Origin of the sequence: Dyadobacter sp. CY343 (assembly GCF_021390335.1) — a bacterium.
In the GTDB taxonomy this organism is placed as follows: Bacteria; Bacteroidota; Bacteroidia; order Cytophagales; family Spirosomataceae; genus Dyadobacter.
In genome coordinates this window covers 185,601-207,750 of sequence record NZ_JAJUXK010000001.1, presented here as the reverse complement: position 1 = coordinate 207,750, position 22,150 = coordinate 185,601, and the positions used below count along the sequence as shown (strand labels likewise).

Annotated in this window: 20 protein-coding genes; 13 read left to right on the top strand and 7 right to left on the bottom strand. The window is 46.2% G+C overall.

Annotated features, from left to right (window positions below):
* Positions 1-61: 61 nt before the first annotated feature.
* Complete coding sequence (locus tag LZG94_RS00790) at positions 62-454, top strand: MerC domain-containing protein (protein WP_215234014.1); 393 nt, start codon at positions 62-64, stop codon at positions 452-454.
* 3 nt (positions 455-457) lie between these two features.
* Here LZG94_RS00790 and LZG94_RS00785 read toward each other — a convergent pair whose 3' ends face one another.
* On the bottom strand, positions 458-1,660 hold the full coding sequence (locus tag LZG94_RS00785; protein ID WP_233789982.1) for a serine hydrolase: 1,203 nt from the start codon (positions 1,658-1,660) through the stop codon (positions 458-460).
* 161 nt (positions 1,661-1,821) lie between these two features.
* Between LZG94_RS00785 and LZG94_RS00780 the strand changes: the two genes are divergently transcribed.
* Positions 1,822-3,540: an IlvD/Edd family dehydratase gene (locus tag LZG94_RS00780; protein WP_233789980.1), complete on the top strand. Its 1,719-nt coding sequence runs from the start codon at positions 1,822-1,824 to the stop codon at positions 3,538-3,540.
* Positions 3,541-3,569: 29 nt separating this feature from the next.
* Entirely contained in the window at positions 3,570-4,367 is a 798-nt protein-coding gene (locus LZG94_RS00775) for an SDR family NAD(P)-dependent oxidoreductase (protein ID WP_233789978.1), read from the top strand.
* A gap of 3 nt (positions 4,368-4,370) precedes the next feature.
* Here LZG94_RS00775 and LZG94_RS00770 read toward each other — a convergent pair whose 3' ends face one another.
* From LZG94_RS00770 to LZG94_RS00755, 4 genes are all read right to left on the bottom strand, one after another.
* Complete coding sequence (locus tag LZG94_RS00770; RefSeq protein WP_233789977.1) at positions 4,371-5,087, bottom strand: hypothetical protein; 717 nt, start codon at positions 5,085-5,087, stop codon at positions 4,371-4,373.
* A 72-nt stretch (positions 5,088-5,159) separates the two neighbouring features.
* The gene (gene gldD, locus LZG94_RS00765; RefSeq protein WP_233789976.1) at positions 5,160-5,759 is read right to left on the bottom strand and encodes a gliding motility lipoprotein GldD; all 600 of its coding nucleotides are present in this window, start codon (positions 5,757-5,759) and stop codon (positions 5,160-5,162) included.
* 134 nt (positions 5,760-5,893) lie between these two features.
* On the bottom strand, positions 5,894-7,732 hold the full coding sequence (gene glmS, locus LZG94_RS00760; RefSeq protein WP_233789975.1) for a glutamine--fructose-6-phosphate transaminase (isomerizing): 1,839 nt from the start codon (positions 7,730-7,732) through the stop codon (positions 5,894-5,896).
* A gap of 231 nt (positions 7,733-7,963) precedes the next feature.
* A complete protein-coding gene (locus LZG94_RS00755) occupies positions 7,964-8,770 on the bottom strand; it encodes a glycogen/starch synthase (RefSeq protein WP_215234021.1) in 807 nt (268 codons plus the stop codon).
* Positions 8,771-8,978: 208 nt separating this feature from the next.
* Between LZG94_RS00755 and panC the strand changes: the two genes are divergently transcribed.
* Positions 8,979-9,821 carry a pantoate--beta-alanine ligase gene (panC, locus tag LZG94_RS00750; protein WP_233789974.1) on the top strand — a complete coding sequence of 281 codons (843 nt, stop codon included), beginning with the start codon at positions 8,979-8,981 and terminating at the stop codon, positions 9,819-9,821.
* 151 nt (positions 9,822-9,972) lie between these two features.
* On the opposite strand, the gene LZG94_RS00745 is transcribed toward panC, so the two are convergent.
* A complete protein-coding gene (locus LZG94_RS00745) occupies positions 9,973-11,448 on the bottom strand; it encodes a Gfo/Idh/MocA family protein (RefSeq protein ID WP_233789973.1) in 1,476 nt (491 codons plus the stop codon).
* 205 nt (positions 11,449-11,653) lie between these two features.
* Here LZG94_RS00745 and panD point away from each other — a divergent pair, with 205 nt between their 5' ends.
* Genes panD through LZG94_RS00725 form a run of 4 tightly spaced genes read left to right on the top strand, consistent with a single transcriptional unit; the run spans position 11,654 to position 14,299 of the window.
* Positions 11,654-12,004, top strand: a complete 351-nt coding sequence (gene panD, locus LZG94_RS00740; protein ID WP_233789972.1) for an aspartate 1-decarboxylase — start codon at positions 11,654-11,656, stop codon at positions 12,002-12,004.
* Between the two features lie 33 nt (positions 12,005-12,037).
* Entirely contained in the window at positions 12,038-13,072 is a 1,035-nt protein-coding gene (locus LZG94_RS00735) for a lysylphosphatidylglycerol synthase transmembrane domain-containing protein (RefSeq protein WP_233789971.1), read from the top strand.
* A 48-nt stretch (positions 13,073-13,120) separates the two neighbouring features.
* Positions 13,121-13,609, top strand: a complete 489-nt coding sequence (gene rfaE2 / locus LZG94_RS00730; protein ID WP_233789970.1) for a D-glycero-beta-D-manno-heptose 1-phosphate adenylyltransferase — start codon at positions 13,121-13,123, stop codon at positions 13,607-13,609.
* Positions 13,610-13,618: 9 nt separating this feature from the next.
* Positions 13,619-14,299: a zinc metallopeptidase gene (locus LZG94_RS00725; protein WP_233789969.1), complete on the top strand. Its 681-nt coding sequence runs from the start codon at positions 13,619-13,621 to the stop codon at positions 14,297-14,299.
* 139 nt (positions 14,300-14,438) lie between these two features.
* Here the strand turns inward: LZG94_RS00725 and LZG94_RS00720 are convergent, their stop codons facing one another.
* Positions 14,439-15,611 carry a VCBS repeat-containing protein gene (locus LZG94_RS00720; protein WP_233789968.1) on the bottom strand — a complete coding sequence of 391 codons (1,173 nt, stop codon included), beginning with the start codon at positions 15,609-15,611 and terminating at the stop codon, positions 14,439-14,441.
* Positions 15,612-15,770: 159 nt separating this feature from the next.
* Here LZG94_RS00720 and gcvT point away from each other — a divergent pair, with 159 nt between their 5' ends.
* From gcvT to LZG94_RS00695, 5 genes are read left to right on the top strand one after another with little or no spacing between them, the layout of a single operon-like run.
* A complete protein-coding gene (gene gcvT, locus LZG94_RS00715; RefSeq protein WP_233789967.1) occupies positions 15,771-16,853 on the top strand; it encodes a glycine cleavage system aminomethyltransferase GcvT in 1,083 nt (360 codons plus the stop codon).
* A 27-nt stretch (positions 16,854-16,880) separates the two neighbouring features.
* Entirely contained in the window at positions 16,881-17,591 is a 711-nt protein-coding gene (locus LZG94_RS00710; protein ID WP_215234030.1) for a 2-phosphosulfolactate phosphatase, read from the top strand.
* Between the two features lie 50 nt (positions 17,592-17,641).
* Positions 17,642-19,591, top strand: a complete 1,950-nt coding sequence (locus LZG94_RS00705; protein WP_233789966.1) for a hypothetical protein — start codon at positions 17,642-17,644, stop codon at positions 19,589-19,591.
* A gap of 50 nt (positions 19,592-19,641) precedes the next feature.
* Positions 19,642-21,459 carry a two-component regulator propeller domain-containing protein gene (locus LZG94_RS00700; RefSeq protein ID WP_233789965.1) on the top strand — a complete coding sequence of 606 codons (1,818 nt, stop codon included), beginning with the start codon at positions 19,642-19,644 and terminating at the stop codon, positions 21,457-21,459.
* A 49-nt stretch (positions 21,460-21,508) separates the two neighbouring features.
* Complete coding sequence (locus tag LZG94_RS00695; protein WP_215234033.1) at positions 21,509-22,150, top strand: uridine kinase; 642 nt, start codon at positions 21,509-21,511, stop codon at positions 22,148-22,150.

Sequence of the window (22,150 nt, the reverse complement as noted above, 5' to 3'; positions counted from 1 at the left end):
TTGCAACGCGGTTGCATGTAAGTATTCAATGTGCTATTTTTGCAACATCATGTATTTAAATATGAAGTCAGTACACTCACATAACAAAGCCGATTACATAGGAATTCTGGGTTCTGTACTTTGCATTATCCATTGTATCCTTGTTCCTGCGCTGGCATTTGGTTCGAGCGTTGCGTCACATCATTCGCATGACGGACTGCGTTATCTTGACTTTTTGTTTATCCTCATCAACGGTGTTGCCGTTTACTACGCAACCCGTCACCACAAATCTCTTCCACTCCGGATCTTACTTTGGGGAGCCCTGGCGCTGTTTTCGGTTTCTTTGCTTTTTGAAGGAAAACATGCGATTTTCTCGTGGCTGAGCTATGCAGGTTCTGCGCTGCTGATCGTCGGACATTTGATCAATCTGTACATTTGCCAGATTGCGCCGAGATTTAAAATGCGGATTTCCTGATCACTACTTATCGTATTCCACTTCAAATCGGTTCAGGTCCGGCCTTACAGAACGCTTCCTGGTTAGTTCATAGTCAAAGATCGTCTTGCCCAGATTTGCCATAAACGGCAAGCCCACCGTATCATATTCATATTGATCGTCATTGAAGATCCCATCTTCATTACAATATATTACTGCGGTCAGCATAAACTCAATCCCTTTCTCAAAATCAGCTATATAAGCATTGTCGAGCAGAAAACCGTAAGCGTCGCCGCTCTTGTTGAATAGCCGGATATGTCTGGGCAACCGGGTTTTTGTCGCGCCGAACATCAGGAATTTCACATATCCATCGTAGTAATCTTCTGTATAATTGGCCGGAAAATCTGTCTCGACCGGAAATTGAGACATATACCGGTACATAAACTGATAATCATCCTCGGTCAAATTGAAACGCTGATTGGCAGGAACCTGATCGGGAAAAAACAGTGCTTTAAGCATCCTGTGCTGTTCTTCCAGCGGAAAGCTGTTCTTGGCTGTAAAGTCAAAAGGCTCATTCACCAGCTGACCATCTTTCATAAAACCTTTACCCACTAATACCGGAGCAGGCGCCTTGAATTCCTTGCTACTATATTGTGCCGGTTGCTGATAAATCGTCTTTCCATCCTTTTCAAACTTAATGGGGTTGGTATAGCGATTATTTTCAGGACCAATGTTGGATTCGAGCCGGTGAATAATCCGCGTGTTTATGTATCCTTTTTTGTGCAAACTATCATTGAACTCCTGCTGCCCGATGAACTCGTAAAGCCTGTTGAATGCATCATTATCGCTGGCCAGAAGAATCTTCTTGGCGTAATGCGCGACGGAGGGTAACCCATTTTCGGAGGTAGAATCTTTCGTTACAGCCATTTGTTCAGGCCGGTCGGCGCCGGTTAGCATCGGGGTGTATTTATCAATACCCAGCTTATTCAGCTTCTCGAAAGCCAATGCGACGGCTGGCAGCTTAACGGTACTTGCAGGATAAAAATATTGATTTTGATTGAGCCGGTAAGCATGGGTAGTGAAATGCGGCTCGTTCTTTTTGTTTCTGTCAATGCGCGTATACAGAATCTGGATCTGGTATTTGTCAGGATTTTGAAGGATTTCTGAAAAGCGTTCCGGATGCTTTTTCAGCAATTTTTCTATAAAACCATCAGAATGAATTTGCGCAAGAGAGGGTGATGCAAACAAGGGTAAAAGCAAGAAAAGCAAGAATTTATATCTTCTTCCGGAAATCATCGGTTAACCAGTAGCACGTGTAAAACGAATATACAATTTTTATTTTAAAGGGTCGGCGGAATTATATTTTACTGAGAACAGGCTTTACTTATTATCTGTAAACAATGGCGACAATGGAAGAAAATAAGTTACGCAGCCGCGGCTGGTTTGGAAAATCGGGAAAGGACGGGTTCATATACAGGGCCTGGATGAAAAACCAGGGTTATCCTGCTGATGAATTTGAGGGACGGCCGGTGATCGGTATCTGCAATACATTTTCAGAATTAACGCCCTGTAACGGGCATTTCCGCGAGTTGGCCGAATCGGTCAAAAGGGGCGTTTGGGAAGCAGGCGGTTTCCCGCTCGAATTCCCGGTCATGTCGCTGGGTGAAACGCTGATGAAACCCACAGCAATGCTCTACCGCAACCTGGCGAGCATGGATGTAGAAGAATCGATCCGCGCCAATCCGATAGACGGCGTGGTATTGCTTTGCGGTTGTGATAAAACGACACCTTCACTGGTAATGGGCGCAGCGAGCGTGGACATTCCTACCATCGTTGTTTCCGGCGGACCAATGCTTACCGGCCGCTACCGCGGAAAAACCGTAGGTACCAGCGACGTGTGGCGATTCAGTGAGCTTTATAGGAAAGGTGAAATGTCGCAGGAAGAATTCACGACCTCCGAAGCCTGTATGTGCCGCAGCGCAGGGCATTGCGCCGTAATGGGAACAGCTTCCACGATGGCCTGCATGGTCGAATCGCTTGGCTTGACGCTGCCCGAAAATGCCGCGATTCCAGCCGCAGATTCGCGCCGGAAAGTATTGGCGCATTTATCCGGAAGAAGGATCGTGCAGATGGTCCACGAAGATCTAAGACTATCCCAGATATTAACCAAAGAAGCATTTGAGAATGCGATTATGATCAATGCGGCAATCGGCGGATCGACCAACTTTGTGATCCACTTACTGGCCATTGCAGGACGGATCGGCGTGGATCTGACGCTGAATGATTTCAACGAAATATGCGCCAAAGTGCCCCTGCTGCTCAATTTGCAGCCGTCGGGCGGATATTTTATGGAAGATTTCTATTACGCGGGCGGCTTGCCCGTGGTGATCAAAGAACTGATCGGCAGGCTACACGACGGCGTAATTACGGCCAATGGAAAAACAATGGGCGAGAACTGCGCGACGGCGGAATGCTTTGACCCGGAAGTAATTGGCACACTTGCAGAGCCTATTAAAGACCTGACCGGATTGGCTGTCTTAAGAGGTAATTTGTGTGAAAACGGGGCGGTAATCAAGCCTTCTGCTTCACTAAATCCAGATCTCATGCAGCACAGGGGCAGAGCGGTTGTTTTCGAAGATATTGACGATTACAAAGCAAGACTCGACGATCCTGAACTGGATGTGGATGAAAACAGCATTCTCGTTTTGAAAAATGTAGGACCGAAAGGATACCCCGGGATGCCGGAAGTCGGCAATATGTCCCTGCCTAAAAAGCTGCTTGCGAAAGGAGTGATCGATATGGTACGGATTTCCGACGGCAGGATGAGCGGTACCGGATTTGGAACGGTTGTTTTGCATATTTCCCCGGAAGCCGCGGTGTGCGGTACGCTCGCATTGGTGCGCGACGGTGACTTTATCGAGCTGGATGTTGCAAACAGAAGACTCAATCTGGAAGTATCCCCTGAGGAGTTGGAAACGCGAAAATGTGACTGGAAACCGCTGGATCTGGGTTATAAGCGAGGCTATGTAAATCTGCATATAAACCATGTTCTTCAAGCGCACGAAGGCGCTGACCTCGACTTCCTTGTAGGCGGATCGGGAGATAAAGTGACAAGGGACTCGCATTAATGCCCTTTACACCTATGAATTTGAGTGACATGAATAATATACCATTTGATAATCAGGTAGCTATCATCACCGGCGCCGGCCAGGGAATAGGATTTGAGATTGCGCGACAGCTGGCCCTGCAAGGCGCGGGCGTAATCCTCAACGACGCTGACCAGGATCTGGCTGCCGAAGCTGCCAGGAGAATCCGCGACTTAGGAGGGGAATGCATTGCATTTGCCGGTGATGCATCCAGTCAGGAAATCATTGACGGTATGGTGGAAGAAGCTGTGAAATGCTTTGGAAAACTGACTATTTGTGTTGCCAATGCAGGTATCACCCTGTTTGGCGACTTTTTTGAATATCCTGCCGATAAGCTTCGGCAGGTTTTGGAAGTTAATTTAATGGGCTCGTTTATGCTGACCCAGGCTGCGGCGAAACAAATGCGAAAGCAAAAATCTGGCGGCCGGGTACTGCTAATGTCTTCGGTTGTGGGACACCAGGCGCACAAGTTTCTTGGGGCTTATGCTATGACGAAAGCTGGCTTGGAAATGCTGGCAAAAAACCTGGTTATCGAGCTTTCCCCGCATGGAATCACGATCAATACCGTCGCGCCGGGTGCTACATTGACCGAGCGAACTTTGGCTGAGGACCCCACTTACCCTAAAACATGGTCGGCGATCACGCCAATGGGGCGGCCCGCTATTTGTGAAGATATTGCGAATGCGGCCCTATTCCTGCTTTCGCCGCATTCAGGGCATATTACCGGACAAAGTTTGGTGGTCGACGGAGGCTGGACTTCGGTAAGCCCACTCCCCGACCTGAGTAATATGGCCGTAAATAAAGATTAAAAACTAGTCTTCGAGACTCCCCGAAAAAAGCTGTGCTTCCAGATCGTCGATGCTGCCGTCTTTGAAAATAAACAATTCGCGCGGTTTGGAAGCAGCGGCTGGGTTGGCCGTCATAAAATTCCGGTATTGCTCGTCGGTGATGATTTTTAGTGCCAATGCTCTTTTCAAAACCATTGGATAAGGCACTTTGAAAAAACCGGCAATATCAGAAGCGAGCGCGTCAGGGATCTTGAAAATATCAGTCCTGAAAAAACTTTCCACTTCCTTATAAGGCAAAAGCGCCTCAAATATCAGCTGCTCCGAGCGGGCGGCGAGGGACGCTGTGTTGGTATATAAAGTATGCAGTCCCAGCGAAACGGTAAGCAAGTGAATATGGTAATTCCGCTCGTTGATGTCGGATTTCGCATTGACGAATACCCAACCTTTCTGACGGTAAATCGCCGAAAAACCTTTAAAACCGGGATCGGCTTTATGCAGCTGCGCGATCTTAATACCCTCAGGATAAGGAAGTTTGTGACCTATCTGATGAACAATATCCTGTGCATAAGAGATATCAGCCACTTCACCAGCCGGCTCGATCATCCAGTCACCATTGATCAAACCTTCAAAAAGCTGATCTCCCAACCGTTGACTTTCGACTTGTCCGAGGTGAAGCACGATCCGGTTTCCCCTGACCGAGAAGTCTAGCAAAAGTTGGTTTTTAGGTTGCTTTTTAGGCATGTGCTGATCTTGTTGAGGTGAGAACTTCAAAGATACACCCTTCCATTTTTCACCGCAATAACAACTTGAATTTTATCTCCATTGAAGTGTATTCAAGAGCTGGATCATATCTTTTTGAAGGTAGTCGATTACGGGAGCGAGAGAGTCGTTTTTGGATGCAGAGGGAAAATAAATAGCGCCTCTCAAAAAGTGTTTTGAACTGTCTGTGGTGTAAAACTGGTACGGGCTAGGCACGTCTCCTTCGATCTTGAACATCATCGCAGTGCGACCGCTCTTGCTCAAAAGCCGCTGCTCCTGAATAGAAGAAGCGCGGATCTGGTGTTTGCCGGCGAGTTTGTAACTGTCGTCAATGAAAGATTTCAGTCTGTTGGGATCGTTGTTAATAGCCTTGTAGGTGATCTGAATATTGGCTTTTAATGCTGGGTAATTAATGAAAATCCAGTGTTTCTCCGCCATTGAAAATGTATCAGGCTCTACTTTGGCGAACCTGGAAACCTGAAAAGTATAGGGATGCTCCTCAGAAAGTTGCTGATAGCTGTGGGTTGGGAGGTTGATCCGGTTGAAGCCTTTGGGGCGCGGTGCGAAGGTTCCCGCGTCTTTTTCTTTGTCCCCGCAGGAGAGCAAAAGCACATTCAAACCAAATACGATCAGTAATAGAAACCGTTTCAACATAAATCCGACATATAATTGCATTAGCGCAAAACTAACGAAAACCGGTTTATATTATTTCCGCAAAATTAAATCCTTGAAAAACACGAATGCGAAACCGGTCAACTGGCTCCGCATTCTTTTCGGGCTAATAAATTTTATTCGACGGTTACAGATTTGGCCAGATTTCGTGGCTGATCCACATTCCGGCCGCGCATGACTGCGATGTAGTAAGACAGTAATTGCAAAGGAATAACAGATACCAGCGGCGTTAAAATCTCGTGGGTATTAGGTACTTCAATCACAAAATCCACCATGCCCGGAATCAGCGTGTCGCCTTCCGTGACGATCGCAATCACCCTTCCTTTTCTTGCCTTAACTTCCTGAATATTAGATACGATCTTTTCGTAAGAACTGTCTTTGGTCGCCAGGAACACCACCGGCATATCTTCATCAATCAGTGCGATCGGGCCGTGTTTCATTTCGGCGGCGGGGTAACCTTCGGCATGGATATATGAAATTTCTTTCAGTTTCAATGCACCTTCCAATGCCACTGGAAAATTCAATCCGCGTCCCAGGTAAATAAAGTTGCGCGCATAGGTGAAAATAAACGCGATTTCCTTGATCTTGTCGGCGTTCTCAAACATCTTCTCCACTTTGGCGGGAATATTTTCCAGCTCGATCAGCAGCTGCCGGTAAGTTTCTTCTGAGATAGTGCCTTTTCGTTTGGCAGTAGCAATTGCGATCAATGTCAAAACCGTGACCTGCGCGGTAAATGCTTTCGTACTCGCCACGCCAATCTCCGGTCCCGCGTGTGTATATGCACCTGCATGCGTGGCCCTCGCAATGGAGGAGCCCACGACATTACAAACGCCAAAAATCGTCGCTCCCTTTGACTTCGCCAGCTCAATCGCAGCCAGCGTGTCAGCTGTTTCGCCCGACTGTGAAATAGCGATCACAATGTCATTTTCCTTGATAACCGGGTTTCGATACCTGAATTCAGAGGCATATTCGACTTCCACATTGATCCTGGCCAGTTCCTCAAATAAATATTCGGCGACCAGGCCGGCGTGCCAGGAAGTACCGCAAGCCACGATCACGATCCGTTCAGCCTCTGCGAGCTTATCCATATAGTTGCTCAGCCCGCCCAGTTGCAAATGTGCGTCGTCAGCGCGTAACCTGCCGCGCATACTGTCACCTATTGAGCGGGGCTGTTCAAAAATTTCTTTGATCATGAAATGGTCGTAGCCGCCCTTTTCAATCGTTTCGAGCTCCATTTCCAGCTTTTGGATGTAGGGAATGGTTTCTGTATTGTCCAGATTCTGAATACTCAGCTTTCCGTCTTTTACAACCGCCACCTCATAATCGTCCAGATAAACAACATCTTTGGTATACTCAATAATGGGCGTGGCGTCGGAAGCGAAGAAATATTCATCTTCCCCGATACCGATCACCAGCGGGCTTCCTTTGCGCGCCGCAATCAGTTGCCCGGGATGGTCTACCGACATCACAACGATCGCATAAGCTCCTACTACTTCCTTCAATGCCAGCTTCACAGCCGATTCCAGCGAGCCGCCGGTTTCTGACTGAATATCTTCGATGAAATGAATAAGTACCTCAGTATCTGTCTCGCTCTGGAACTTGTGACCTTTTTGAATCAGGTTTTTCTTTATCGAAGCGTAGTTTTCTATAATGCCATTATGAATGATCGCAAGCTTACGATTATTTGAAAAGTGCGGGTGCGCGTTGATATCGTTTGGTTCGCCGTGGGTTGCCCAGCGGGTGTGTCCTATTCCGATTGTCGCTGTTAAATGTCTGCCGGCGAGCTCTGCTTCGAGATCAGAAACTTTTCCTTTTTTCTTGTAAATATTCAATTCACCACTTTTCAGCAATGCTATTCCCGAACTGTCGTATCCCCGGTATTCCAGCCTTTTCAGACCTTTCAATATTAAGGGATAAGCCTCCCTGCTTCCAACGTAAGCCACAATTCCGCACATATTTTCTGTAAATTTGGTTTGAGTGTATGTTTAACAAAAAACCAAATAAAGAGCAATCACGTATTCATAACAAGCTTATTTCTAATTAAATACTAAAAATTATCCAATTTAATGGGAGTGTTCGAACACATCGCAAAAAATATTTTCAACACACTACAAGCTTGACTATGGGGCACAAAAAAGCCGGCAACTCAGAAAGCTGCCGGCTTTTTTCAACTGATCTATAAATCACTAGTTCATCAAATCCGTATACAAATTGTAGTAAGATTCAGAGAAGTTCTCGTCCTGTTCGTTCATTTCTACACGTTTCGGTGCATCATTGAAGATTTGGTTCAGACTGTCGCTGAAATGATCGTCTGCCTTAATAACAGCATCTGCATAAGCGCAACCGATTTTAACGAATCCTTCAAAATCCGCTGAATGCAAATGGGCCAGGGCCTCGTCACTCACATCCATTGCCTTCGCCTTGCTCATTAAATCCGCATCAAACTTGTAGTCAAAAGCGTTGTTGTGTACAGTAAACACACTTTTCGTATCCTTGAACATAGGATCATTACGGTAAGTGGTTTTGAGGTACAGCGGGATCAGGGCGGTCATCCAGTCGTTACAGTGCACCACATCCGGAGCCCAGCCTAATTTTTTTACTGTTTCCAGAACACCCTTGCAAAAGAAGATCGCGCGCTCGTCATTATCATCGAAGAAGTTATTCTCCTTATCGAAAAACACCGATTTGCGGTGAAAATAATCGTCATTGTCAATAAAATATACCTGCAATTTCGCATTAGGTATAGATGCAACCTTGATGATCAGGGGCTTTTCTTCATCTCCTACGGTAATATTTATTCCTGACAGTCGAACTACTTCATGAAGCCTGTTTTTGCGTTCATTGATAAGACCAAAACGCGGAACTAGAATTCTGATTTCTGCACCTCTTTCCTGCATTGCCTGAGGAAGCTTTCTTACGTAATCGGCAACGTCAGTGGTTTGGAGGAAGGGATTGATTTCACTGGCTACATATAAAATTCGTAGTTTCTCCATAGATCTTTAAGCAGTTTGTGAAAAAAAGTTTTGCAAAATTATACAAAAAAAATCTCATTTTCAAAAGATATTCCAAACTAATTGTCATATTGCGCTCAGTTTGGGATAACTCATTCCAAATATTTGACTTACCCACTCGCTGAGGTTTTCGGAGATTATAAAGCACTTTTGTGATTCGGGCTACTCCTCTCAGATTTTTAGTTCTCCCATGGAAGTATTTACTTCAATTACCGCACTCCGGCAGTTCCTCGATCATCAAGTTTATCATCATAAGACAATCGGTTTGGTCCCCACAATGGGCGCCCTGCACGAAGGCCACATTTCACTGATCCAGGCTTCCAAGACTGATAATGATATTACAGTTTGCAGCATTTTCGTAAACCCTGCACAGTTCAATAATCCCGAAGATCTGCTCAAATATCCCCGAACACTGGAAGCAGATTCCAAAATGCTCGAAGAAGCAGGTTGTGACGCGATCTTTGCGCCCTCGGTCGAAGAAATGTATCCGGAGCAGCCGGTTATGAAATTCGATTTCGGTGCATTAGAGCGGGTGATGGAAGGCGCGTCACGGCCCGGGCATTTCAATGGGGTCGGGATCGTGGTTTCCAAACTGTTTAATATAGTAAAACCCGATCGTGCCTATTTCGGACAAAAGGATTTACAGCAAGTCGCAATTGTTACAAAACTCGTCGGCGATCTCAGTTTCGGATTGGAACTGATTACAGCGCCCACGATCCGCGAAGAAGATGGACTCGCGATGTCATCACGTAATCGCAGGTTGAACGAAGAAGAAAGACACATTGCTCCGCATATATTCCAAATCCTGGAAGCCGCTAAAAATGATCTTTTAAAAGGTGAGCCGGTTGAAAAAGTAATCAGGCAGGCAACTGCTGAATTCGCCGCGATTAAAGCTTTCAAGCTCGACTATTTTGCAATTGTAGATATTAATACCTTACAACCGACTATATCACTGAGGCCGACTGGCACGAATGCAATTTGCGTTGCCGCATTTCTTGGGCCGGTCAGGTTGATTGATAATATTGTGTTTTAATGGTTTTGTCCCACTGAGCGGAGTCGAAGTGAAGTGTACTTCGACTCCGCTCAGTGGGACAAATGCTTAGCTTCGGCTACGCTCAGTGTGACAAAAACAAAAGGCGCCACGATAACTTCGTGACGCCTTTTTTAAAATAATGCTTCTCTATCTAACTCCCCAATTTCCAATCGCCGCGGTATTGCCGTTTTACGAATTGGTTTGCGTCGTCGAAGTTGGTAACTTTCATATTGTTACCATCCCATAGCAATTTCTTGCGACCTGGGTAGTCGAATCCTTTACCATCAGCTCTTTGCTTACGAAGGTTATAACTGCGGATACCGAGGTTACCCATAATTACAGTTTCAGTCAACGGACCAGCGTAATCGAATGAAGACGTTAGTGCTTTGTGCTCTTTGCTGTTGAAACCTGCTTTACAAGCGTCAGACCAGGAAACGTGGTGACCGAATTCCGGCATAGGCGTGTATTTATTACCAAAATCACCCTGCTTGTATTCCAGCTTCGTTCCGTCTTTCAGGTAAACTTTCGGGTCAACACCGTAAGTACCGCAAGTCATCACCCCTTTTTCTCCGATTAACATAACCCCATTGCTGCTATCAGGCTCGCCGAGCGGATCGTTGGCAGGGATCAGATCCGGGTGGAATGGTCGCAGACCGCCATCGTGCCACGTCAGCGTTACTTCTGATTTATTGACTTTATTAGCCGGGAATTTCAATTGTACCCTCGACGATGGCGGGCAGCCTTCCGGAATATATTCAGGTGTCCAATCTTTTATGAAAACCTGGCCGACACTGCATTCCAGCTCCGTAGGATAACCCAAACCTAGCGTACGGAAAGCCGGGTCGATCAGGTGACAACCCATATCTCCCAACGCACCAGTACCGAAGTTCCACCAGCCGCGCCACTTAAACGGGTGCCACGCCGGATTGTAATCAACCCATTCCGCGCAACCTACCCACAGTTCCCAGTCAATATCAGAAGGCACGTCGAATTTGCCTGTCGGGACAGGAATACCCTGCGGCCACACGGGACGATTGGTCCAGACGTGCGCTTCGTGTACATTGCCTATTACTCCTTTGTTAAACCATTCTTTCATCTGGTTTTGCGCCGGGTTAGATGCACCCTGGTTTCCCATCTGCGTTACTACCTTATATTTCCGGGCAGCCTCAGTGAGCATACGCGCCTCGTAGATATCGTGCGTAAGCGGTTTCTGAACGTATACGTGCTTGCCGCGCTGCATGGCCGCCATCGCAATGATAGCATGCATGTGGTCGGTTGTCGAAACGGTCACGGCGTCAATATCCTTTTCCATTTCGTCGAACATCTTCCGGAAATCTTTGTATTTCTTTGCTGTCGGATGCAGTTCGAAGTTCTTTTTAGCCTGTCCCCAGTCCACGTCGCAAAGTGCTACCAGGTTTTCAGCTCCTTTATTCCACGCATTATTAGTGTCTGAAAAACCCTTTCCGCCTACTCCTATTCCTGCTATATTCAATTTATCGCTTGGCGCGCGGTAGCCTTTACCCAATACATGTCGCGGGACAATAAAAAAGCTACCAATTGCTGCTGCCGTAGTCTTTTGCAGAAAGTCCCGGCGGTTTACATCTGTTGGTTTATGTTCTCTACTCATCGGTTTTAAAAAAATAAATGGATATTAATAGTAAAGCAGGGCGCTTCTTAATATTACTTCACACCTCTAAAAAAAGCGCGGCACATGGTACATTCAACTCGTCTGGAACCGTTAGGCGGGGCCTTATGTTTTGATGGCTGGGTATTATTCCTGTAACTTTGGGCAATAATACGTTCCATTTTATCTCGACTTATTTTACCGGGTAATGCAAATAACAGTAATGAAATCGAAGATTCACCGCGTTAAGGTGACTCAGGCGGAACTGAATTATGTAGGCAGCATCACGATCGACGAAGACCTGATCGATGCCGCCGGACTGGTTGAAAATGAACAGGTTCATATCGTCAATAATAACAACGGCGAGCGCTTTGTTACTTATGTAATCAAAGGCGAAAGAGGTTCAGGAATGATCTGTTTGAATGGAGCGGCCGCGCGCCGCGTGCAGATCGGGGACATTATCATCATTATCGCTTACGGATCAATGAGCCAGGAGGAAGCCAAAACCTTCAGGCCGATGGTGGTTTTTCCAGACCATAATAATCATTTGGTTGGCTAGCATTCCCTCTCCATACACTTACCCGCATTGTTTATGAAAAACATTTTACGTTATGCCATTTCGCTGATTTTGGCAGGTGGATTGCTATGGTTTGTATTTAAAGATATTAACCTGGGTGAAATGCTCGACCGTTTCGCCAAATCCGACTGGCGGTGGATCGCAGTTTCCTGCTTCTTTCTCCTGTGTGCACACGTAACCAGGGCCTGGCGGTGGGCAATGCTCATGGAGCCGCTCGGACACAAACCCAGTCTTGTAAATAGCTCGGTAGCGGTATTGACCGGCTATTTTGCCAATTACATCGTGCCCAGAATGGGCGAAGTGACCCGCTGCGGTACTTTATACAGACTTGAAAAAATCCCGGTAAACCTCAGTTTCGGAACCGTAGTAGCTGAACGTATTTTCGATGTGATCGTGCTGGTACTGATGATCGGCTTGAATTTCATTCTTGAATTCGATCGCCTCAGCTCTTTTTTCACGGATTTTTTCCAAAGTAAAGTCGGTGGTGAATCAAGCGGCTCGGGTAGTGGGATACTCCTTTATATATTGGTAGGCGGACTTGTTCTGGTTGCATTGGTTGGTTTTTATTTATACAAAAACCTTGCTTTCCGCTCGCGCCTGCAACAAAATACATTGGTCGCCAAGATTACTGATTTTGCGAAAGGAATGCTGGAAGGTTTGCTGAGCATTCGCAAACTACGCAGCCCGGGGTTGTTTATCCTGAGTAGCCTGATGATCTGGGTACTATATTACCTGGTTTCTTACGTATTGTTTTTCTGCATTCCGGAAACCTCTGACCTCGGCCCACTAGCAGGATTGACTTTGTTGGTAGTAGGCGCAATAGGAATGACGGCACCTACGCAAGGAGGGATCGGAGCATATCACCTTTTGGTAGGTAATGTACTGGTATTGTATGGGTTGACTAAAAGCGACGGTATCACACTGGCTACTTTTATTCATGGAGCGCAAATGGTATTCATGCTGGCAGTAGGCGCGCTGGCCTTTTTGTTTGTTTTAGTTAAAAACAATAAATCGGTAGGTGAACCCGAAACGATACCTGCTGAACGTTAATCAAGCGCAGCAAGTAGTCTCACTCGATGGAAAATTAGTATAGTCAATATGAATTTAACCGAAAGCAAAATACTAAGATTGGAAGAAGCGATTCCAACCATCGAAGCCTGGCAACGCGGCGGGCAGAAGGTTGTATTCACCAATGGTTGCTTCGATATTGTGCACTTAGGTCACATCGATTACCTCGAAAAAGCCCACGCACTGGGAGACCGGCTGGTTTTGGGATTGAATACCGATGCATCGGTAAGCAGGCTGAAAGGTCCGCTCAGACCAGTTGTGAATGAATACGCACGTGCCCGTTTGATGGCGGCGCTGTCTTTCGTAGATGCTGTCATTTTGTTCGACGAACCGACGCCTAGTCAGTTGATTGAAGCTGTAAAACCTGACATTTTGGTCAAAGGCGACGATTATACTGTTGAAACTATTGCTGGCGCAGATTTTGTTTTGAGTAATGGAGGTGAGGTAAAAACGATAGCACTTGTACAAGGTTACTCGACTACCGCGCTGATTGAGAAAATAAAACAAGGATATAAATAAGAACTAGCTATGATGGGAGTGTATGTGATTGCAGGTATAGTAATGCTTGTGAGCTTTTATGTTCAATGGAAACTGAAAAGCAAATTTGAAGAATATTCTCAGGTAGGTTTGAGCAATGGAATGAGCGGGAAAGAAATCGCTGAAACCATGCTGCGTGAAAGCGGCATATATGATGTACGCGTTCTTTCGGTGGAAGGTAAGTTGACAGACCATTACAACCCTCAGGATAAGACAGTTAATTTAAGCCCGGACGTTTTTTACGGTAGAAGTGTATCTGCCGCCGCGGTTGCCTCGCACGAATGCGGCCACGCAGTTCAACATGCAACTTCTTACAAATGGTTGCAGTTTAGGTCACAAATGGTACCGTTCCTTAGTATTGCTTCACGCTATATGCAGTGGGTGATTTTATTAGGTATTGTGTTGATTAACACTACTATATTACCATTAACGATCGGCGTAGCGCTTTTCGCAGCGACAACGCTTTTCAGCTTTATTACACTGCCTGTTGAATACGACGCAAGTAACAGAGCGCTGGCCTGGATCCAGAAGAACAGGATCGTGAACGAAAGAGAATACGTAATGTCGAGCGACGCTCTGAAATGGGCTGCGCGGACATATTTGGTTGCTGCAATCGGCTCTCTGGCTACATTACTTTATTATGTAAGCCTTTTAATGGGGCGCAGGGACTAAGCTTCGGCTTCGCTGAGCTTGACAGACTGAGCGTATTTGTCAAGCTGAGCGTTTTTGTCAGGCTGAGCGCAGTCGAAGCCTCACCTTCGCTCAGCTTGGCAATCATAAAAGGGGTGGGAAACGATGTTTCTCACCCCTTTTATGATTTTATCAACTGATTCCAATATACTACAACATTGTGCGTCGCTCTTCCGGAGGCGATCACATCCTTATCGCCGTCGCCGTCAAGGTCGGCGATGATGAGGTCTTCGCAGGCGATTTTGATCTTGTCATCTAGGACAAATTCCTTCCAGTTTTTACCTTCCGTATCAGACCCAACAAATATCCGCACGCCGGTTTCTCCTGCTGCATTTGGATTTCTCCAACCCATTACCACCTGGTCCCTGCCCTGCCCGAAGAAATCGGCACACGCCAGCGCGTGGCCTTCCTTGATATTGTCGGTTAATACCGCGCGGTTGTCTTTCGAATACACCACAAGTTCGTTTCCGTGCATGGGTTCGATGGTCGCAGTGAAGAGTTTATTTCCACCCAAACTTCCTGTCCTGATCTCTCCTACTCCCTTACCGTCTACCATCCAGTTGCCGGAAGCGGCCCAGCCATCGGCGCCATTTAAGAATACCTGTACTCCTTCTTTACCCGCTACCGACAAGCCCAGAATCCGCCCCGGCACTTCCATCGCGTTCATATTGTGGGTCATGTGCATATTGGTTTCCAGCAGATCAAAGCCCCAGATTCCTTTTCTGTTTTCAGGAATATCAAACAAAATCATCTTTACACCCGCGCCCACACCTCCTTCATTCCCTTCCCCATGGAGCGGTAATACCGCAAGCTGGAAATCACCCTCCGCTTTTTTAACCCACTGCATTCTGTGAATGGTAACTTCGTGATGCAGCTTTACAGGTTCCCAAAGGTGAGTCCTGTCTTCCGGGGCAGCCAGATAAAATACCGCCCCTGACAGTTTAGGATTTTTCGTTTCAGAAGGATTCCACTGCGCGCCGACTGCTACTTCCACTTTTCCGTCGCCGTCAATATCCCTCGCGGCAATGCACACATTATCCTGTTCGGTCAGGTCTTTTGCGATGATATGCTTTGTCCAGGAACCGTCCTTTTTACCCGGATTTTTATACCAGACAATTTCCTTTTTGTCAGCCAGCAGAATATCTATTTTTCCATCACCATCTACATCGCCGGAAGCAACGCCGTAGCCGATACTGATTTTATCGTCGATCACCTCGCCTTTGAAAGTAGCAGTTTGCGCGAATACACTTCCGGTTGCCAGCAATGCAGCATATAGCAGTAGTTTTTTTTCCATTTTGAGTAAATATTGCGGATTCAGGCTGTAAAACTTTTAACCTATTTTTTCACAATATACTTCAAAACCCACAGTACAGTCCCTGAAAGAAGACTTTTTTGTGCGGCTTTGACCTGCTTTGCATACTTTTGTGAATTAAAGTGAATCAATTTGTCCTTCATGAAAACTGTCCCTTTACACCAAGTCCACGTTGCTCTCGGCGCCAAAATTGTCCCGTTTGCTGGTTTTGAAATGCCTGTACGCTATTCTTCGGATCTGGACGAACACCACGCGGTGAGAAATAATGTGGGTGTATTTGATGTTTCGCACATGGGCGAGTTCCTCGTGAAGGGGCCAAAAGCACTGGATCTGATTCAGAAAGTGTCAGCCAACGATGCTTCGACATTGTTTGACGGAAAGGTCCAGTATAGCTATTTACCCAATGATACAGGCGGAGTTGTGGACGATCTGCTGGTTTACAGAATCAGGGAAGATGAATATTTGCTCGTTGTGAATGCTTCGAATATCGAGAAAGACTGGAACTGGATCCAAAGTAAAAACAGCGAAGGTGCGGAGATGGAAAACATTTCTGACACTACCTGCCTTTTCGCAGTACAAGGACCGAATGCAACAGCTACATTACAGAAACTGACCACCGTGGATCTGACCTCCATGGAATATTATACGTTTCAAATCGGCGAGATGGCGGGAATCCCCAATGTATTCATTTCAGCGACGGGCTATACCGGCTCGGGCGGATTTGAGATATATGTACCCAATGAGCACGCAGAGAGAATGTGGAATGCAATTTTCGAAGCGGGCGAAGAATTTGGCATTAAACCTATTGGTCTTGGCGCTAGGGACACATTGAGACTGGAAAAAGGATTTTGTCTTTATGGAAATGATGTTGACGACAATACCTCGCCGCTGGAAGCAGGATTAGGCTGGGTTACGAAATTCACCAAAAACTTTAATAACTCAGATTCCCTGAAAGCACAGAAAGAAGCTGGTTTAAGTAAGAAGCTAGTTGGTTTTGAAATGATCGACAGAGGTATTCCCCGCGGGCATTATGAACTTTGCGATGCAGAAGGCAACAAGCTCGGCGAGGTAACTTCCGGCACTCAATCCCCTACCCTGCAAAAAGGCATTGGAATGGGCTACGTGCCCGTCGCACACAGCAAAGCTGATTCAGAAATATTTATAAAAGTCAGAGACAGGCTTTTAAAAGCTAAAATTGTGAAACTGCCTTTTGTAAAAAATTAATATCTCTAATCAGTACCGCTTTTCAGAATGAAACAACTTGACGTTTGTCTTACCCCCGATCTGCTTCATTTACACAAACTTGACAATTCAATCGTAGTGGTAGCGGATATATTTCGCGCCACTTCCTGCATGGTTACCGGGCTTGCTTATGGTGTCAAAAGCATTACGCCAGTGGCTAGTATCGAAGAATGTAAGTTTTTGCAGGATAAAGGATTCATCGCCGCAGCCGAGCGCGACGCGCGGAAAGTGGAAGGTTTTGATCTTGACAATTCGCCTTTCAGCTATATGAATGAGCGGCTGATCGGGTCACAGATCGCAATGACGACGACCAATGGAACGTTATCGATTGCGAAGGCAAAATCTTCGGCGGTAAAAGTAATGATCGGATCTTTCCTGAACCTCGGCGCACTGGCCAATCTTCTTAAAAGCGAACCTTACGACGTGCTAGTACTTTGCGCGGGCTGGAAAGGCAGGCCCAATCTGGAAGATACATTATTTGCCGGCGCGCTGGCAGATGCATTGAAAGACCAGTTTATGCTGCTGGAAGATGGTACTTTGATGGCGCACAGATTATATGAACAGGGTAAGGGAAATTTGCTCGCCAGTGTCTCAAACTCTTCGCACGTACGCCGCTTGCAGCGATTGGGTATTCAAAAGGATATTTCCTATTGTCTACAAAAAGACCTTTACGATATTGTGCCCGTACTTCGCGGAAACACATTAGTATCAATGAATTAATATAAAAACTATACATGCTGCGATTTCTCGTTCTATTATTTTGTGGGTTAGTGCTGATTTGCAATCAAGTGGATGCGCAGCGAAAAACCACGCCGCCACGGAAAACAATACTTGCTCCCAAGAAAAAGGCTGCGACTACGCCAACGAAACCGGCTGTCACTCAACCCGATACATTGCGCAAAGCTGCTCCTGTGGCAACTCCGGCGGCAGATACAACACAGAATGCGGGTCAGGCAGTAGTGGACACCACAAGTGGAGGCACCGAAGTAACCCCGGACAGCCTGACTGAAAGAGCGGCAGAAGAGAAGCTGGCAAAAACAGAAAAACCGGCGGACAGCCTGCATTCCTACAAAATAACAGTAGATGATATTTCCTACCTGACTGTTTGTCCAGGCACGAATATCACAATTCCATTCACCACCAACGGACCTTTCGACGACGGCAATACCTTCATCGCGCAGCTAATCGACGCTTCCGGCAAAACAATTCCTATTTCCCTGCCTGTTAGTAAAAGTCCCGTGAAGGCTGTTATTCCTTCTTACAAAATAGGTGGCGAAGTTTACAGGATACAAATAGTGAGCTCGATCCCGGTGATCAGAAGTCAGGAAGTACCTATTCGCCTGTTGCAGGCACCGGCAGCGCGCATTGATTTCATGGACGGAACGCAGTCGACCAGGACAATGCCCGGGCAGGAAGTACAACTCAGGGTTAGCCTGACTGGAACTGCGCCGTGGTCTTTCCGGCTTTCAGACAGTACTATTGTTACGCAAACACTTTCGAATCCGCATTATCTGATCGTGAAACCGACAGACGTAAAAGCTTACAAAATTGCGGGTGTGGCCAATGCGTGCGGGAGCGGTACTACTTCGGGAGAGGCGATCGTGAATGTAAACAGTAACCCTGAGCCCAAACTGGAACTGAAAGAAGTTGAGAAAATTGCCAAGTTGTGCAGCGGAATACCTTTTCAGGTACCATTTAATGCGACTGGTAAATTCAAGGAAGGAAACAAGTTTGTGGTACAGATTGCGGAGCGGACAGGTGCTTTTAAAACAATATCCCCACCGGACAGCACTGGATATATAAATGCTGAGATACCAGCGAATTACAAACCCGGTGAATACAAGCTGCGCGTAGTTTCTTCTGCACCTTATCTGGTTACACAAACCGCAAATGTGTCTATCGTATCAACAACGGTTACGACCCTGCAAAAGGATTCACTTCGTTTGGGAGAGAATGAGACGGGTGAATTGACGGTGAAATTCACAGGCGGCGGCCCGTGGTTCGTCCTGCTTTCCGACGGAACTTATGAAAACAATATCCAGGAATCGCCGCATATAATCAAGGTAAAGCCTATTTATGATACCAATTATCAGATTACCTCTGCGGGTGGACTTTGTGGTGTGGGTAAATTTTCGGGAAGCGCAAAAGTTTCGGTAAAAAGCCCGCCAGCGAGCATTACTTTGGAAAAGCTGCCACAGAATATGGTCTGCGCCGGAACTACAATAGAAATTCCTTACAAAATAGAGGGTCGCTACAATGCGGGTAATAAGTTTACGGTTCAAATGACAGACAAATCGGGTCGTTTTGTAAGTCTTCCGACTACGATCACTCCTACTACGATGAAGGTTAAAATCTCCAATGCAGCTGCGGGCGACTCGATCAAAACGCAGAAAATCAGGATCATATCTTCGTCACCGGCCGTGTCCAGCGCGATTGAAGAACTCGACGTAATATCTCCTGATCAGGCTATCGGAGAGATTTCCGGAAAAGGGACTATAACCGCGGGCAGGTCTACAAGAATTCAGCTGAAATTTAAAAATGGACTTCCACCCTGGTCATTTACACTTTCCGACGGCACTGCAATCAATGGTACCTTCCTGAATCCTTACCTGATTTCGGTATCCCCAACTGCAACAACTGAATACAAGATCAGCACATTAAAAAGTGGCTGCGGCTCGGGTACCGGCAAAGGTTCCGCGGTGGTAACGGTCGATAACTAATGCGCGCCGGGTCAGAAATGATTATCCTTTATAGCAAATCGTGTTAGAAGATGAAACCGTTTCTGCCCGTTGCATTCGTTTTTATTCTTACGTTCCAGCATGTGCAGGGCCAGTCGCTGGCTTTGGGTAAATGGCAAACCCATTTCAGTCCGCTTTCCGGTAAGAATATTATCGAGGCAAATGGAAAAATTTACTATTCTACTCACAACGGTTTTTTTAGCATTGATCAGGAGACAAGTGAAGTAAAAAGCTGGTCGAAGTCTGACGGATTTAACGATATTGGAATCAGCTCGCTTGCATTCAATCAAGAGAATAGTCTCTTACTCGTAGGTTACCGCAGCGGCTTGCTCGACTTTGTTTATTTAAACAATGAATCCCTCCCAGATCAAATCGAAGCTTGGACCGTTTTGAACCAAACTCCCGGCATTACCACAAGCAGAGCAATCAATAAAATCGTTTTTCGTGATCAGCTTGCTTATTTATGCACGGATTTCGGGATCGTTAAATTGGATATTGAGCTGCGGCAGGTAGATGAAACTTATCGCTACATTGGTCCGCAAGGCGCACAGTTTTCGGTCAGGGATATTGCTTTCACTTCCGATTCTATCTATGCGATTACTTCCGCAGGCTTGCTGGCCGCCTCGCTTCTTCCGGAGGTAAACCGCCAGTATTTTGCAAACTGGAAAACAATAGTCACACCTGGTCAGCCAGTGAGCATTGCTTTTTCAGACAACAAACTGTACGGAGGTTTTAGTAAAAAAGGGTTTTTCCAAAGAAATAATAATACATGGACCGAAGTCTTCAACTCGCAAAGCGACTATTTTGATATCTATAATTCAGAAACCGGCTTACTTGTTGCAGAGACCGACCGGCTCAGGTTAGTTGGGCCAGATAACAAAACCAGCTCTGTTACTAGCCCGGCATTTCAAATGCTGTCTTCCGCTATTCAAACAGTGCCGGGCAAATACTGGGTTGCAGACAGAAAACGAGGCACACTTACGAATCAGGGTAATGACTTTCAATCCATTAAATTTCCAAACTCTGATACAACGATCTCGCTGCGACCTGACTCGATCGTTACTGACCTGCAAGGTTTAACCTGGGCTAAAATACCCGACTATCTGGGTGGAGGTATTTCTGTAAAAAATGAGAGTGGGCAGCAGCGGATTTTGTCAAGTAATGTCGGCGGAGGTTCGCTTCCTTCTAATTCTATTAATAGCCTTGCGATTGATACCGACGGATATATCTGGTTTGCGAGCGACAGGGGAGCCGGGTATTTCAATGCTGCTGACGTGCTGGACGGAAGTCGGATAGATGCGATACTGCCCATTTACGGTCAGCGCAGGCTTTTTAGCAACGAAAAATGCACTGCAATTGCGGTAGAGCCAGGTAACAGAAAATGGCTGGCCACGAGAACCGGCCTTTACCTTTTCAGTGGAGACGGAACCGAGTTGCTTGAAAAGTTTGACACAAATAATAGCCCCCTTCCTTCCAATGATATCCAGGCATTAAAAATGGAAGCGGAAACGGGTTTGCTATTTATTGACACACCCAACGGAATGGTTTCTTACCAAACCGGCTCGTCGGCTCCTGCGGAAAAACTGGATAACGTTACTATTTTCCCAAACCCGGTCAGGCCGAATTACAGCGGCATAATAGGGTTCAAAGGGTTGAAAGACCAGTCTACGGTAAAAATCGCAACACTTTCAGGCAGATTGATTTTTGAAACAAAATCCCAGGGCGGTACCGCATCCTGGAACCTGCTCGATTACACGGGCAAGCGGGTGAGAGGAGGAATTTATTTGGTATTCATTGTATCGGGAGACCGCACCGAGAAATTGGCAGGAAAGTTGGCGGTAATTGATTAATGTTATAGTTTAAAACAGGCTTTCTCGCAAAGTCTCGCAAAGTGAATAAATGATACCTAACGAAACAGCACCTTATATTGTAGGCATAACCGGCGGCAGCGCGTCGGGAAAAACTTATTTCATGAAGAGCCTGATCGACTCGTTCGATAAAGATGATATTACCCGGATATCTCAGGACAACTACTACCGCCCTATTCACGAAATTCCACGCGACGAAAATGGCGTCGAAAATTTTGACCTGCCCGAAACGATCGATCATCACCTGTTCGCTGAGCATATTGCAGTATTGCGCGCCGGAAGGGAAGTACATCAGAAGGAATATACATTTAATAACCCGCTGATCAAGCCTGAGATCCTGATCTTCGAGCCGCGGCCTATTATAATCGTCGAGGGAATATTTGTTTTTTACTTCCCGGAGATAGCGAGGCTGATCGACCTGAAAATTTTTGTCGACGCGAAGGAGCACGTTAAAATAAAAAGGCGGATCATTCGTGATAATAATGAAAGAGGTTACGATCTCGACGATGTACTTTATCGCTGGGAGCATCACGTGGCGCCAACCTATGATAAGTTTATACTGCCCCTGCGTTCGGAAGCGGATGTGATTATTAACAATAACTCTCGTTTTGACACAGGATTGCAGGTTTTAATAGGTTTCTTAAAAAGCAAGCTGGCAGAACGGGCGCATTAA